Consider the following 14,733-nt stretch of genomic DNA (forward strand, 5'->3'; position numbering starts at 1 on the left):
TCGAAAGTAAACCCCTTAAGATATTTCCTTCTATTTTTTAAAAACATGTCGACCAATAATCATGGTAGTTTTTCTTGAATCGAGCCACCGACTTGTGGCGATCGCCGGGTTATAGAAAAATAGGGCTCCTGGTGCCATTTGGCGTTTTTCAGATAATGCTGCTTTAACAGCTCTAATAGATTCTTTATCAGCTGGCTTGTTGATTTCACCATTACTAACAGGTTGAAATTGACCAGGGGCATAAATAACTTCTTTTATAGTATCCGGAAATTTTCTGCTTTCAACTCTATTCAGCACCACACAAGCGACTGCAATCTTTCCTTTGTAAGGTTCCGTCTGTGCCTCCGCCCGAACTAACCTAGCGAGCAGATCTATTTCATTGTTTGAGAGATGTATTTTGACGGATTCTTTTTTGGGGGATTCACTAGTAGTATGCTGTTTTGTGGTAGCAGCTTTCACACGAATGGAAAGCAGATCAAGTTCATCATTGTGTGGAGTGATCGCTTCCATCACATTTTGATTTAATTTATGTACTCTTAAACTATTAGACAGTGTGTCCCCTTGTTTAATTGGAAAAGCAAAAGCTGGGGAAGCAAATAAAAGTGAAGCGAATAATAGAAATACGATGGTAAGATTTCTCATTTTAGTCCTCCTAGTTAGCTATCGATAAAACTATTACTATGAATGGGAATAATAGATTAGTATTACAATTAAGAGAGTTTAGTTTTACAGTTTAGTTACATTGAAATAAAATCCTGTCTCATAATAATAGGGAGCTATATTTATATTCGGATATAAAAAGGGACAGTACCATTACTCTAAGGTACTGTCCCATCTACTTGCCAAATTTATTTTTTTAACCCAGCTGCAAAGAAGGGGCCGTTTACTGTTATGGTTGAAAGGATTCGAGCCATTTCTTGCGGAGTTTCTTTTCTGCCACTATCTAGCCATTGTTGAATGACTCCTATATGTGCAGACGCAATATAGGAAGCTAAATATTGTCCTGGCACAAGCAAATTTTCCTCCTTAATAAGTGCTGTTGCATCATTTCCAAACAGCGTATTCCACATAAAATTTTTCAGTCTTGTTTGAAAGGATAAATCGCCTTTTGGACCTAACACAGCTTTCATAAATCCACTATTTTCATTTAAATACTCAAATATTAAAACGGCAAGCGGAAAGGGAGCTAAAGTCGGAGAGCTGGTTCCCAGTGCGGCAATCACACTTGGGAAGTTCTGTTTAGCAAGTCTGGACATCTCCAGTATGATTTCTTCCTCACATTTGGTTATTAAATCAAATTTGTCTTGATAGTGGGCATAAAATGTCCCCCTATTAATTTTCGCTCTTGTTGTAATATCCTTTACCGTAATAGCTTCGAAGCCTTTCTCATCGATCAATTCAACGAGGGCATCTCGGATAGATTCTTTTGTTCGAATAATCCGCATATCCATAGTACGATCTCGCAAACTAATTCCTCCTTCATTTTTTCCAACACATTTATTAAAGGTGTTCAATAACCAACACATCTGTTGTTTTTGATTATTGAACTGAATTGGAATCAATTATACAATCTGAAATATAATAAACAACAGGTTGTTTATTATTATATCAAAAATTGTAGGAGGTTAAAATATGTTCAAAAACAAACTGATATTACTTTCACCGATTATCGCTTTGGCAATTATCTTTATTTTTTCTTTAACCTTATTCCCATCAGTCCAGCCTCAACCCAAAAATCTGCCTATTGCCATCGTAAATGAGGATGAGGGAGTTCAGTTACCTAATCAACCAGAAATGAATATGGGTAAAACCATCGTTGAAACAATGGAAAAAAATTCAAAAGCAACAACAGACGAAGACCCAGCAGTTAAATGGGTAGAAGCAAAAACCTTAGAGGAAGTATTAAAAGGGTTAGATCATCAAAAATATTATGCAGCATTGGTGATTCCGAAAGATTTTAGTGTGAAGCAGGCATCATTAAGGACACCAGCACCATTTTCCCCTGAAGTTCAAATCTATATCAATCAGGGAATGAATACAGCAGCTTCAACGATGGCAGGACAAATGTTGAATGGAATAGTTGATAATATAAACATCAATGTGCGTACACAACTGCTAGATGGATTTGAAAAGCAAGGAAGAACGTTAACAGCAGAACAAGCTGCAAATCTGGCCACACCTATTACAAAAAAGGTTACAAATGTGAATGAAATTGGTACGAATAGTGCAAACGGAAATTCTCCTGTTTCCTTATTTCAGCCGTTATGGATAGGAAGTTTGGCGAGTGCGGCGATTATCTTTTTGGCCGTTAGTAAATTACCGATTGTAAATCGAAAAGAGAAATTGATTACAAAAATAGGACAAATTTTAATAGGTGCGGTTATTTCTCTTGTCGTTGGATTCGGTTTAACTTGGCTCGCAGATAATATGGTAGGACTTTATATCCCACAGTTTATCGATACAGCTTTATTCCTATCGATTACTTCCTTTAGCTTTTTCCTAATGATTTCAGCTGTACTTTCATGGCTGGGAATAAGAAGTATCGCTCTTTTTGCCCTATTGTTATTCTTTGGTGCACCACTGCTCGCAATGGCTCCTGAAATGATGTCTCCGTTTTATCAAGATTGGATCTATTCTTGGTTGCCGATGCGATTTATGATCCAAGGTCTCCGAGAGTTGTTCTTCTTCGGAAAGGGATTATCTTGGGATTCTTCTTTATCTAACCTCGTATGGATTGGATTAACAAGCATGGTAATCATACTAGCTTCTTCCTTAAAACACAGTTCAGTAAAAGACATATCACAAAACGAAAATAACAAATCAGTTGGCCAAAGCTTTTGATTTTAAATTTATAAGAAAACACCAGCTCTTTGGAGTTGGTGTTACTTTTTATGTGTGCAAAGTAAAAACTTTAAAAAGATATTGACAGTAAAATAAATATTATTTACCATAATAATCAGATAAATAATATTTATTTTTAAAAAATGGAGTGTTTAGCTTAAAAAGGTAGGTGTTTATATAATAAATTCAACATTTATGGTAGTGGAAGCGTTCCCTTTTTTGATTAACCTCTGATTCTTACTAAATATCATCTTTACTAGAATGAGGGTCACATCAAGACTGGAGAAGAGGAAGTGGTCTGAATGAAGAATAGAAGTGATCAACTGGTTTATGATTTAGGAAAGAAAATCGTAACAGGTGAATTTGCACCTGGAGAATTACTGCCAAAAGTAGAAGTTGTTAGTGAAAGGCTTGAAGTTAGCCGGACGGTAGTTCGTGAAGCGCTAAGAGTCCTATCAACCATGGGACTTGTTAGGTCTAATCAAAGAGCCGGTACGGTTGTCCTTCCACGTTCGGATTGGCAATGGTGGAATCTAGATGTACTATCTTGGGTGCTCGAAGATGAGAAAAATAGAGATTTTTTAGTGCATTTATCAGAGGTGAGATTGGGGCTTGAACCAACTGCCGCTGAATTAGCGGCTAAAAGGGCAACCGACCAAGACATGATAAAAATAAAAGATGCTTTTGAGCGTTTAGAGCAATCCATCGGCGATGAAAAGGCTTGGGCAAGAGCGGATTATGATTTCCATGAAAGCATTTTACAAGCTTCTCACAATGATCTTATCATCAATACGGTGAAAACACTTCGAAAGGCGCTAGTCATCAGCCGAGAGAAAACACTGCAAGCATTAAAGGATTTCCCTGAATCACCCTATGATTCTCCGACACAAGAAGTGTTGGAAAGGCACCGTGTCATATATGATGCAGTCATGGCAAGAGATGAAGAGTTGGCTAGGCAAACAATGACTGATTTAATCAGACGAGTGAAGAGAATCTTAGAAAAAATATATGGTTTTCAAGACTAACTCCAATAGAGGTCTTATTATATTTGCGAAAAAATAGGCATATTTGAGAGGGGTAAGAACATGGGATTACAAGTTGTACGATTTGAAAAGGAAAATAAACAGCAGTGGGGAGTCGTATCAAACGATCAAATTCTTGTCTTAAAAGGGAACTATAGCTCTTTGGCACATTTTTTGGAAGCTGGCACTGAAGAAGCCAGGACAATTAAAGAACAGGGGACGAATGGGGCTATTTCACTTGAAGAGGTAACCATTTTAAGTCCAGTCACAAGACCAGCAAGAATTGTTTGTCAGGGTGCAAATTATTCTTCACACCGTGCAGAAGCAGGCCTTGAAGCATCCCGCCCTCCGTATAACATGATTTTTAGCAAAGCAGATAGTTCACTTTGTGGTGCCCACACCGAAATTATCCGTCCTTCTCATGTTCAACTCCTAGATTATGAAATTGAGTTAGGACTGGTCATTGGCACAGAGATTACTGAAGCCGTAGAAGTAACAGATGAGAATCTTCATCAATATGTTGCCGGGCTAGTCATCTTTAATGATGTGTCTGCTCGGGATGTGCAGCTTTCTGAAGGACAATGGTTAAAAGGGAAAAGCTACCGTACATTTGGACCAACAGGACCATTTCTATACTTATTAGATAAGGAAGAGACAGCTCTCATTCATGATCTTGAATTAAAATGCTGGGTAAATGATGAATTGCGTCAATCTGCCAATACGAATCAGTTGATTTTTAAACCTGCTGAAACCATCAAGGAGCTTTCAGAAACGATGGACTTATCAAAAGGAGATTTAATCATCACAGGTACAACTGGCGGTGTAGCATTAACGCTTACACCAGAAATTTTAGGGGAAATTTCCAATCCAGCACTTGCTTACCAAAAGAAAATGGATTTACTGGTGGAAAGCCAAATCAATAATGGGAAATACCTTAAAGAGGGCGATGTGGTTCGTTGTCAGATTAAAAGCGCAGATGGAACAATCGACCTTGGCGAACAAGTAAACAAAGTGGTAGCAAGCAAAGTAACCGTTTCTTAAATTTGGAAATTTGATCTGGGGTTTATACCTAATCCCAGCCAGCCCCTTGTTTCATAGCCATTATGGATATTATCTTTAAAATGATAAAAAAGGATTATTAGAATAGAAGCTCCAAGCTCTTAAATGAAGTTTGGAGCTTTTTTATTTTTCTCAACAGGGGAATGGGGTGCCAAATTGGGGCATTTTACATTTAAATGTTGCAAATACAACAAAATTGGGGTAAATTTTATATATAACATTTTTTATTGCATTTGCAACAAAAATACGTACCTAGGAGTTAATGATGAAGGAAATTTTACGAGAAATTGGAATGATTGCAAGGGCGTTAGATTCTATAAGCAATATAGAATTTAAAGAATTTGACCTTACAAAAGGGCAGTATTTGTACCTCGTGCGAATATGCGAAAATCCAGGAATCATTCAAGAAAAGTTGGCTGAGATGATTAAAGTAGATCGAACAACCGCGTCTCGTGCAATAAAAAAGCTTGAACTGAATGGCTTTATTGAAAAGAAAGAGGATCAACAGAACAAAAAAATTAAAAAACTCTTTCCTACAGAGAAAGGGAAAAATGTTTATCCTTTTATAAAAAGAGAAAATGATTATTCCAACACCGTTGCATTAGAGGGATTTTCTGAAAGAGAAGTAGAAAACATTTTCACTCTTCTTCAAAAAGTTAGAGTAAATGTAGAAAAAGACTGGGAATTTGTGAAAAAGGGAAACAAAAGAAAATATTGAATACAGTAAGGAGCGACATAACTAAATGACGATCAATATAAAAAAGTGCACACTAGAAGATTCACGTAAGCTTCAAGAAATAAGTTATGAAACATTTAATGAGACTTTTAAGGATCAGAATTTACCCGAAAATATGAATGCCTATTTGGAAAGAGCATTTAACTTACCACAATTAGAAAAAGAATTAACCAATGTTTCTTCGTATTTCTTTTTCATTTATTACAATAATGAAGTCGCTGGATATGTAAAGGTAAATACCGATGAGGCTCAGTCCGAAGAAATGGGCGATCAAACACTTGAAATCGAGCGGATTTATATAAAGAACCAATTCCAAAAACATGGGCTTGGTAAACACCTTCTAAATCAAGCGTTGGAAGTGGCGATGAAAGAGAATAAAAAGAAAATCTGGCTAGGCGTATGGGAAAAAAATGAAAATGCGATTGCTTTTTATAAGAAAATGGGATTTGTTCAAACTGGGGCCCACTCTTTTTATATGGGTGATGAGGAACAAACGGACTTGATAATGACCAAAACACTTTCCGAAGGATGATTCATTTTGTATATACCTAAACATTTTAATATTGACGATGAAAAAGTAATTTATGATTTTATCGAAAAATATGGTTTTGCCACCCTATTTTCTCATCATAACTGGGAACCATATGCTACCCATCTTCCACTAATGTTAAATAAATCTGAAAATGCTTTATATGGCCATTTTGCTCGTTCGAATGAACAATGGAGAGATGTGGAAAACCAACAAGTTCTTGTGGTTTTCCAAGGTCCACACTGTTATATTTCTCCCTCTTGGTACGAAACAATGAAAGCAGTGCCAACCTGGAATTATGTATCTATCCATTTATATGGAAGTCTGGAGATTATTGAAGATAGTGAAGTAATATTTGAATCGTTAAATGACTTGGTAAATAAATATGAAAGCTCTGATAGTCCATACCATTTACATGATGTAGAACCGAGTTTTATCGAAGGAATGGGTAAAGGAATTGTGCCATTTAGAATCAAAATCACAAAAATAGAAGCAAAAGCGAAATTAAGCCAAAATCAGCCTGTAGAACGCCAAGAGTTAATTATTAAGAACCTCGAAAACAGTACTAATCAGGATCAAATACAAGTGGCAGCTCTTATGAGGAAAAATCTCCAAAAATAAGACTAAAACCCTACGAATATTGGTCAACCAGAAAAATCTGGTTGACCATATCATAAAAGCGATTGTTCACCATTGGCTTACTTAATATCAATATATTTGAACGATTAACCACTAATGAAGGTGATTATTTACAGCAACTATTTTTTTGTTCTTCTTTTGGTTTACCATCTACTTTTACTTCCTCAATTTTCACACCGCAGCAAGGACTTTCTTTTTTTCCAAATAGGCTTTTTAAAATGTTCATTATTAATACCTCCTTAAATAATATAGAATAAAAATCCAGATATAGTTGACATTGTAAAGACGGAACCGACGAAAGCAAAGACAAGTTTCTTTTTAAAAATGCTATTTAATAAAGTTAATTCTGGTAAACTTGCGCCTGCCGAGCTAATCATGAGCGCCATGACTGGCCCCAACGCCATCCCTTTAGCAATCATAATTTGTGAAATCGGAATCATCGTCGAAAGTCTAATATAGAGTGGAATTCCAATAATTGCAGCGATCGGAACAAGCCACCACTTATCACCCCCCATAAAAGTGGAAATCCAACTGGTTGGAACGGCCCCATGAATGAAAGCACCAATAAATGCCCCTATTAGTAAATAAGGATAGACACTTTTCATGAGTTGAAGCGTTTCTACCAATGCAGCTTTCAGTTGAAATTTCTTATTAGGTTCTTGATATCCCTTTACTACGACATTTTTTATTTGTTCTTCAAACCCAAACTTTTCTAACGCAAACCCAATGATAATGGATAATGTGGCTGTTATGAGAGTATAGGCAAGAGCAACCTTTGCGCCAAGTACAGCTGTCATTAAGGTGATGATGGTCGGATCAAGAACAGGAGAAGAGAATAAGAAAATCATGACAATCCCAAATCGAACTTTTTTGTTGAGTAGATTCACTACGACAGGAATGGTAGAGCATGAACAAAAAGGCGTGATAAAGGCAAATCCCAGCGCGACTAACGCACTAACTAATGGGTGACTCTTCTCCATCAGTCGTTCCATCTTTTCATACGGTATCACCCCTTGTAATAGATTGATTAAAAATGAGATTCCAATGAACAAAATGGTTAATTCCAATGCGATGGAAACAAAACTTTGAAACACTTCTGACCACATAAGCAAACCCTCCTAGTTTATTAACAATGTTTGTGTTCTCAATTTCACAACATAATGCTTGGATATTAAATTTCACAGCGCTTTTTTTATTTGCAATTTGCAAGTAATTATTTAATAAAATAAGCAAGATGTTCTTGCTCAAATTAATGGTTTACAACAAACAGTAGATTTGGACATGGCTTCGTTTAGAAGTTTAACGGATCGGATGACCATCTCTTGTTCAAACTCGCTCATATGTGAAAAAACTTCGGTAAGATATCGGTTCATATCTGCATCGATCTTTGTTGCAACATACTTCCCTTGAGTTGTCAGGGTTAGTTGTGACACTCGTTTATCTTCTGGAAGTGGTGTTTTTTTAACCAGCTCTAGCTTTACTAATGTTTGAATTTGCCTACTAAATGTGGTTATATCGATTGCTAATGTGTCAGCAACCTGTTGCATCGAAGGTCTGTCTTTTTGAAGAATTTCGTAAAGAATGTGGCTCTGAACAAGAGATAATTCTTCGCCACCAACCTGGCAACAGTTTTTATTCAAAAGACCAAAACGTCTTGTCATCACTTGAAATATTTCTCTAAGATTTTCCATTTATTTCACCTCTGCTTTATTTATATACTAAATATTTGTAAATTGCAACTTATTTTCTTTGAAATTGGAAAATTTTTTATCTATAGGGATATTCATTTGCTGTGTGTATAGCACACCAAATGTTTGAAATAATTTTTACTTAATCAATTTAAAAAAACTTTTGCATTTATATGAATGGATTTTTGCATGGAATCATCTCATTTTGATTACCTTTTTGGTATTTGGGACAGTTATCGGACATACTATGAGTACTTTTATGAGAAGGTATTATACAGTATATCTTTTTTGGAGGCTGCTTATGGAGGAAAAGGGAAACCAGATCAGGCTAACAGCTGGCGAGATTGCACAACTTTGGATGCAATATTTAAATGATAGCGCTAGCATTTGCGTTCTTTCGTACTTTTTTGAAAAAGCGGAGGATGAAGAAATTAAGCCTATTATTAAATATGCACTAGAGTTATCTCAATCACATATTGAAAAAATTACCACCATTTTAACTGAGGAAAAGCATGTAGTTCCACATGGCTTTAGTATTAAAGAGGATGTAAACGTAACTGCGGCTAGACTATATTCGGACAGTTTTGTCCTTAATTTTATCAATCAAATGTCTAAGGTTGGACTTACCTCCTACGCTGGTAGTGTTGCAGCATCTGTAAGGAGTGATATCAAAACCTATTATATGGACTGCCTGACCGAAACTATGCAATTAGATAAAAAGGCAACTGAATTATTATTATCAAAAGGATTGTATATCAGATCTCCCAGCTTGCCTAATATCGAGAAGGTTGAGTTTGTTAAAAAGCAATGGTTCATGTTAGATGTGTTTGGCGAGAAAAGACCGTTAACAGGTACTGAAATAGATAGTTTATTTGCCAATCTGCAAAGAAACGCTTTGGGAGTTGCTACACTTACAGGATTTAGTCAGGTTGCACAAGATAAGGATGTACAAAAATTCTTTTTAAAAGGTTTAGAGGTTGGGAATAAACATATCAAAATATTTAGAGGGAAGTTAGAAGAGAGTAAACTTCCGGCGCCTATGGGTTGGGATTCAGAAATAACCAATAGTACAGCGTATACATTTTCCGATAAGCTTATGATGTTCTTCACTTCTGGATTGGTCGGTTTGAGCATAGGGTATTACGGTACAGCTGTCAGTCAAAGTCCTAGAGGTGATCTTGGTGCAATGTATAACCGACTATCTTTAGAAGTTCAAATGTATTCTGAAGATGGTGCGAATATCATGATAAAAAATAGATGGATAGAGCAGCCTCCAATGGCACCGGATCGAGATGAATTAATACGGAAAAAGAATCAATTATAAATCACATTTGTTATCCTTCTGTATAAAACCGTTAACAACCTCCCTGAAATAAGGAGGTTGTTTGGCGTTTGTGATAAATCTGGATTAAAGTAACTCTAAATGAGTGCTTTAAAATTCACAACATTTACCATATAATTAAGTAGTCGCGGTTACATTAAATAAAAGATGGGAGAGTGTATGGTGACTCCATTTAAAGATTTTCAATTAAGAAAGGAGAAATAAATATGGACAAGATCAATAAAGAACCACTAGAAAATGATTTCCCCAACATTGGTAAACCTGCTACAAGAGCTCTGAACAATGCAGGGTACTTTAAACTTGATCAATTGACACATGTAACTGAAGCAGAAATATTGAAGTTACATGGAGTTGGGCCGAAAGCGGTGAGAATCCTAAATGAAGCACTTCAGGAAAAGCAATTATCTTTTTCTGGAAAATAACAAAGCTCTGTACTCTATTTCGTAAGAGTCCAGAGCTATTTTAATTTGAATAGCTATGTGTATGTCAATGGCAAATCTGGTTATCAAAAAAGAACCTATCTAAACTCAGTGTTCAGATTTAATTAAGATTATGTGGAAGCAAATGATGTTCTAAGTGCGGATGGTTATTTAACTTTCCTTAAACCTTTCCAATCATGAATCTCTTGAATACCTTCTTCACAAACTCCATAGGAACGCCAGGAACAAGTTTCACACAAAATTTGAATATCGGAGGGAACGACAAACTTTCTTATGCACGACTCAATGTCCCCCCAATTCAATATTTGTCCAATTTTAAGTCCTATTTTATCTAAAATAGCCTGATCTCTATCATAAATATTACGGTCTTGGCAGTGGTATTGACCAGAGTTGGGATATTTTTCACACAACTGGTCAGGACCCTTAACAAGCTGAATTAAAGTCTTTGGGTTATTTCTCAAGGTTTGATGCAATCGTGTCATATTTTTTACGTATTCATCCGAATAGCCCATTCCCCGATAGCCCAAAAGGCAAAAAAGATGATGACCTCGCAGTTGAAACATAATTCTCCTCCTATCTTATAGATGTTAACTTAAAATTATTATTAGTTAACATTACCTCTTTTTTCATCATAACATATCACACCTGAACAAATTGATCACTTTTTTTGTTACACTAAGGGGAGTAAAAAATTCCATAAACTCACTAACTCTTTTAATATTTATTATAAAACTTATAATAGAATGTGAGAAATGTGTTAAAGGGTTAATACATAGTCATCTATGAAAGGGGATACATACTCTTGAATGAAAAATATCTAGATTTATTGGCGCAAAAATATGATAGTGCAGAAAAAGTAGTCACAGAAATTATTAATCTCGAAGCCATTCTTAATTTACCTAAGGGGACGGAACATTTTGTCAGCGATTTACATGGGGAGTATCAAGCCTTTCAACATGTATTAAGAAATGGTTCTGGAAAGGTAAAAGAGAAAATCAATGACCTTTTTCAATATATCTTATCGGAAAACCAAAGGAATGAATTTGCCACATTAATTTATTATCCTGAAGAAAAACTTCAGCTAATCAAAAATCATTTTTATAATGAGCTAGAATTAAATCAATGGTATAAAGAAATGATCGAGCGGATGATGATGCTCATCTCTTATGCCTCCTCTAAATACACTCGCTCAAAGCTACGGAAAGCGTTGCCGAATCAGTTTGTCTATATCATTGAAGAACTGCTTTACAAAAGAAATGATTCCACCAATAAGGATGATTATTATTCAAAAATTGTCCAGCAGATTATCTCTTTAGGACAGGCTGATAAGCTGATCATAGGGCTTGCCTATACGACGCAGAGATTAGTAGTCGACCATCTTCATGTGGTGGGCGACATCTACGATCGTGGACCTGAACCCGATAAAATTATCGATACACTAATCGATTACCATTCCGTTGATATTCAGTGGGGCAACCATGATGTCCTCTGGATTGGGGCATTTGCTGGATCAAAGGTATGTTTGGCTAATATTCTTCGTATTTGTGCAAGATACGACAATTTAGATATTATTGAAGACGTTTACGGAATCAATCTTAGACCCTTACTCAATCTAGCGGAAAAGTACTATGGAGATAATCCAGCATTTCGGCCGAAGGTTCACTCCGATAAAAAAATAACAGATCATGAAAAATTGCAAATAACCAAAATCCATCAAGCGATTGCGATGATTCAATTCAAACTCGAAATGCCTATTATTAAAAGACGACCGTTTTTTAATATGTCTGAAAGGCTGTTACTTGAAAAGGTAGATTATGAAAAGAACGAAATCACGATCCGCGGGAAAACCTACCCACTAGAAAATAGCTGCTTTGCTACCGTTAATCCACTGCAGCCAGCTGAATTATTAGAGGAAGAAAAACAAGTGATTGAAAAATTGTTATTTTCCGTTCAGCATTCTGAAAAGCTAGCGAGACATATGAATTTCTTGATAAAAAAAGGCAGCCTTTACTTGAAATATAACGGCAACTTATTAATTCATGGGTGTATTCCTTTAGATGAAGAAGGCAATATGGAAAAAATGACAATTGATAATAAAACCTATGCTGGCCGTGAATTACTCGATACGTTTGAATCTTATTTACGATATGCATTTGAACACACGGAAAAAACAGATGACCTGGCAACCGATATGGTTTGGTATTTGTGGACCGGCGAATACTCGTCTCTGTTTGGAAAAAGAGAGATGACTACCTTTGAACGGTACTTTATTAAGGATAAGGCAACGCATAAGGAAGGAAAGAACCCTTACTATTATTTACGTGAGAAGGAAGAAATTTGTAAAAAACTACTAGCTGAATTTGACCTCGATCCTGAGCAGGGCCATATTATCAATGGCCATACGCCAGTAAAAGAAATCGAGGGAGAGAATCCCATCAAAGCAAATGGAAGAATGCTTGTCATCGATGGTGGGTTCTCCAAACCCTATCAATCGGTAACCGGTATAGCAGGCTATACGTTACTTTATAATTCCTACGGAATGCAGCTAGTGGCTCATAAACAGTTCCATTCAAAAGAAAACGTATTAGGGGACGGAACGGATGTATTATCGGTCAAACGCTTAGTGGATAAAGAACTGGTGCGAAAAAAGGTAAGAGAAACGAATATTGGACAAGAACTATTACAGGAAATTTCCATTTTGAATAGTTTGAGAGAATATCGATATATGAATTAATAACAGAAGAATAGGATGAAAAAGAGACAGAGGGAGTAGACAAATTATGTCAACTCCCTCTGATATTTATTAAAGAAAACTAATTATCCCAAAAAGATGATGAATCATTCTTTTAGGACTATACGTTTTAATGTTGGACTTGCTTTTGATGTTCCATTACCTTCTTATGGGAAGGAAGGAAAAACGTACACAGGAGGTTCGCGATCCCTATAAAAAATACGAGAATAAACACAAGGTGCATTCCATGGGCGAGCGCCTCCTGGATCATCGTCATGACATTTGTAGGCAGCTTATTAATGGTATCTGAACTTAGGAGATTGCTAATATTGCCTCCACCGCTCCAACCTCCGCCTGCATGTTCTTTTCCAAACGTAATCAGAGAGTTGTTGAAAATCGTTCCGAAGACAGCAACCCCAACCGTTTGGCCAATGGATCTTGTAAAGGAGTTTGATGCGGTTGCCGCGCCACGCATTTGCCAACCAACCGCTGATTGAACAAGCACGGTTGTTGGAGTGGTTGCGTAACCCATGCCAAGTCCAATCACTATCATAATCCCTACAAAATACCAATAAGGGGAGTCAAGTTCCACAGCAAGGAGCCATGTTCCACCTAAGGCTATCAAAATAGCACCAAGGATTGCTGTAAACTTAGAGCCAATTTTATACATATAACGACCCGCGAATGTAGCACCTAACGGCCAAGCAATCGACATCGGCATGAGTGTCAGTCCTGAGCTCGTCGCACTATGTCCAAGAATCGTTTGAATCCACATCGGTAAATAAACATTTACTCCAATTAGGACAGCACTTGCTAGAAAACCAATGAAATTCGAAACGAGGATTACGGGAATCTTGAATAACGATGGAGGAAGCATTGGTTCCTTCACCTTGGTCTCAATATAGCCAAACAGCACTATAAAGATGACTGCAACAGCAAACAAAGTGTAAATGGAGGTCGAATTCCAAGCGTATTTTTGGCCCGGACCAGCATTCAACAGGGCATATAAAAGAGTAGAAATTCCAATTGTAAAAGTAAGGGCACCAAGATAATCAATTTTTCGGTCCTTTTGTAATTCAACAGTTTCGTGGAAGAAGACAGAAATTAACACGAGCGAGACTAAACCGACCGGCAAATTAATATAGAAAATCCAACGCCAACTGATTTGGTCAACAAAGAAGCCGCCTACTAAGGGTCCTAAAAGACCGGCAATTCCCCAGACCGAACTAAATACTCCCTGCATTTTGGCTCGCTGCTCACCAGGGTAAAGGTCACCAATAATCGTAAAGGTAAGCGGCATCACCGCACCAGCCCCAATACCCTGAAAAGCACGGAACCAAATCAATTGCGTCATCGTTTGAGCTGCACCCGACAACATCGAGCCGACCACAAACAAAATAACACCAGTGATAAAGATTTTCTTTCGGCCGAATAAATCCGCTAATTTTCCGTAAATCGGAGTTGTAACAGAAGTGGTAAGCGTATAGATGGCAAAGACCCAGCTGATTAATTTTAACCCGCTCAGGTCACTGACAATCTGCGGCATGGCCGTACTGACAACTGTGACATCGATCGCGACTAATAGAATCGCAACCAGCATCGCAACAGTTACCATTTTTCGATTTGTTGTTGTTTTAGGCATGTACTACTCTCCTTATTTTTAAAAATATTAGAAATATTTTTGAATTAGTCAAGTTATTGACTAA

General features: G+C 36.8%; 15 protein-coding genes. 9 read left to right on the top strand and 6 right to left on the bottom strand.

What is annotated here, in order from left to right; all coding sequences use genetic code 11:
* Positions 1-30 precede the first annotated feature (30 nt).
* Both V7121_RS03230 and V7121_RS03235 read right to left on the bottom strand, forming a co-directional pair.
* A complete protein-coding gene (locus V7121_RS03230; protein WP_335545691.1) occupies positions 31-642 on the bottom strand; it encodes a cell wall hydrolase in 612 nt (203 codons plus the stop codon).
* A gap of 206 nt (positions 643-848) precedes the next feature.
* Complete coding sequence (locus tag V7121_RS03235; RefSeq protein WP_335493809.1) at positions 849-1,466, bottom strand: TetR/AcrR family transcriptional regulator; 618 nt, start codon at positions 1,464-1,466, stop codon at positions 849-851.
* A 166-nt stretch (positions 1,467-1,632) separates the two neighbouring features.
* On the opposite strand from V7121_RS03235, the gene V7121_RS03240 reads away from it, so the two are divergent.
* From V7121_RS03240 to V7121_RS03265, 6 genes are all read left to right on the top strand, one after another.
* Positions 1,633-2,841 (top strand): YhgE/Pip domain-containing protein, encoded by a 1,209-nt coding sequence (locus V7121_RS03240; protein WP_335545693.1) that lies wholly within the window; start codon positions 1,633-1,635, stop codon positions 2,839-2,841.
* A gap of 302 nt (positions 2,842-3,143) precedes the next feature.
* Positions 3,144-3,866 carry a FadR/GntR family transcriptional regulator gene (locus V7121_RS03245; RefSeq protein WP_335545695.1) on the top strand — a complete coding sequence of 241 codons (723 nt, stop codon included), beginning with the start codon at positions 3,144-3,146 and terminating at the stop codon, positions 3,864-3,866.
* 60 nt (positions 3,867-3,926) lie between these two features.
* Positions 3,927-4,904, top strand: a complete 978-nt coding sequence (locus tag V7121_RS03250) for a fumarylacetoacetate hydrolase family protein (RefSeq protein ID WP_335493804.1) — start codon at positions 3,927-3,929, stop codon at positions 4,902-4,904.
* A 283-nt stretch (positions 4,905-5,187) separates the two neighbouring features.
* On the top strand, positions 5,188-5,640 hold the full coding sequence (locus V7121_RS03255) for a MarR family winged helix-turn-helix transcriptional regulator (RefSeq protein WP_335545697.1): 453 nt from the start codon (positions 5,188-5,190) through the stop codon (positions 5,638-5,640).
* A gap of 25 nt (positions 5,641-5,665) precedes the next feature.
* Positions 5,666-6,190, top strand: a complete 525-nt coding sequence (locus tag V7121_RS03260) for a GNAT family N-acetyltransferase (protein WP_335545699.1) — start codon at positions 5,666-5,668, stop codon at positions 6,188-6,190.
* A gap of 6 nt (positions 6,191-6,196) precedes the next feature.
* Positions 6,197-6,808 carry an FMN-binding negative transcriptional regulator gene (locus V7121_RS03265; protein WP_335493801.1) on the top strand — a complete coding sequence of 204 codons (612 nt, stop codon included), beginning with the start codon at positions 6,197-6,199 and terminating at the stop codon, positions 6,806-6,808.
* A 257-nt stretch (positions 6,809-7,065) separates the two neighbouring features.
* On the opposite strand, the gene V7121_RS03270 is transcribed toward V7121_RS03265, so the two are convergent.
* Together V7121_RS03270 and V7121_RS03275 are read right to left on the bottom strand one after the other, a co-directional pair.
* Positions 7,066-7,932 (bottom strand): permease, encoded by an 867-nt coding sequence (locus V7121_RS03270; protein ID WP_335493800.1) that lies wholly within the window; start codon positions 7,930-7,932, stop codon positions 7,066-7,068.
* 138 nt (positions 7,933-8,070) lie between these two features.
* Positions 8,071-8,517: a MarR family winged helix-turn-helix transcriptional regulator gene (locus tag V7121_RS03275; protein WP_335493799.1), complete on the bottom strand. Its 447-nt coding sequence runs from the start codon at positions 8,515-8,517 to the stop codon at positions 8,071-8,073.
* 298 nt (positions 8,518-8,815) lie between these two features.
* Between V7121_RS03275 and V7121_RS03280 the strand changes: the two genes are divergently transcribed.
* Both V7121_RS03280 and V7121_RS03285 read left to right on the top strand, forming a co-directional pair.
* On the top strand, positions 8,816-9,838 hold the full coding sequence (locus tag V7121_RS03280; RefSeq protein WP_335545701.1) for a DUF3231 family protein: 1,023 nt from the start codon (positions 8,816-8,818) through the stop codon (positions 9,836-9,838).
* Positions 9,839-10,062: 224 nt separating this feature from the next.
* Positions 10,063-10,278 (top strand): DNA-binding protein, encoded by a 216-nt coding sequence (locus V7121_RS03285; protein WP_335493797.1) that lies wholly within the window; start codon positions 10,063-10,065, stop codon positions 10,276-10,278.
* Positions 10,279-10,442: 164 nt separating this feature from the next.
* On the opposite strand, the gene V7121_RS03290 is transcribed toward V7121_RS03285, so the two are convergent.
* Positions 10,443-10,859 carry a DUF1284 domain-containing protein gene (locus V7121_RS03290; RefSeq protein WP_335545702.1) on the bottom strand — a complete coding sequence of 139 codons (417 nt, stop codon included), beginning with the start codon at positions 10,857-10,859 and terminating at the stop codon, positions 10,443-10,445.
* A 239-nt stretch (positions 10,860-11,098) separates the two neighbouring features.
* Between V7121_RS03290 and V7121_RS03295 the strand changes: the two genes are divergently transcribed.
* Positions 11,099-13,030, top strand: coding sequence for a fructose-1,6-bisphosphatase (locus V7121_RS03295; protein WP_335545704.1), 1,932 nt, complete (start codon positions 11,099-11,101; stop codon positions 13,028-13,030).
* Between the two features lie 127 nt (positions 13,031-13,157).
* Here V7121_RS03295 and V7121_RS03300 read toward each other — a convergent pair whose 3' ends face one another.
* A complete protein-coding gene (locus V7121_RS03300; RefSeq protein ID WP_335545706.1) occupies positions 13,158-14,669 on the bottom strand; it encodes an MDR family MFS transporter in 1,512 nt (503 codons plus the stop codon).
* Positions 14,670-14,733 lie beyond the last annotated feature (64 nt).

This window comes from Neobacillus drentensis (genome assembly GCF_036962125.1).
GTDB classification, from domain to species: domain Bacteria; phylum Bacillota; class Bacilli; order Bacillales; family Cytobacillaceae; genus Neobacillus; species Neobacillus drentensis_B.

Coding starts and splice junctions, on each gene's coding strand:
- V7121_RS03230 (WP_335545691.1), bottom strand. CDS start 642: ATGAGAAATCTTACCATCGTATTTCTATTATTCGCTTCACTTTTATTT.
- V7121_RS03240 (WP_335545693.1), top strand. CDS start 1,633: ATGTTCAAAAACAAACTGATATTACTTTCACCGATTATCGCTTTGGCA.
- V7121_RS03245 (WP_335545695.1), top strand. CDS start 3,144: ATGAAGAATAGAAGTGATCAACTGGTTTATGATTTAGGAAAGAAAATC.
- V7121_RS03250 (WP_335493804.1), top strand. CDS start 3,927: ATGGGATTACAAGTTGTACGATTTGAAAAGGAAAATAAACAGCAGTGG.
- V7121_RS03255 (WP_335545697.1), top strand. CDS start 5,188: ATGAAGGAAATTTTACGAGAAATTGGAATGATTGCAAGGGCGTTAGAT.
- V7121_RS03260 (WP_335545699.1), top strand. CDS start 5,666: ATGACGATCAATATAAAAAAGTGCACACTAGAAGATTCACGTAAGCTT.
- V7121_RS03270 (WP_335493800.1), bottom strand. CDS start 7,932: ATGTGGTCAGAAGTGTTTCAAAGTTTTGTTTCCATCGCATTGGAATTA.
- V7121_RS03275 (WP_335493799.1), bottom strand. CDS start 8,517: ATGGAAAATCTTAGAGAAATATTTCAAGTGATGACAAGACGTTTTGGT.
- V7121_RS03280 (WP_335545701.1), top strand. CDS start 8,816: ATGGAGGAAAAGGGAAACCAGATCAGGCTAACAGCTGGCGAGATTGCA.
- V7121_RS03285 (WP_335493797.1), top strand. CDS start 10,063: ATGGACAAGATCAATAAAGAACCACTAGAAAATGATTTCCCCAACATT.
- V7121_RS03290 (WP_335545702.1), bottom strand. CDS start 10,859: ATGTTTCAACTGCGAGGTCATCATCTTTTTTGCCTTTTGGGCTATCGG.
- V7121_RS03300 (WP_335545706.1), bottom strand. CDS start 14,669: ATGCCTAAAACAACAACAAATCGAAAAATGGTAACTGTTGCGATGCTG.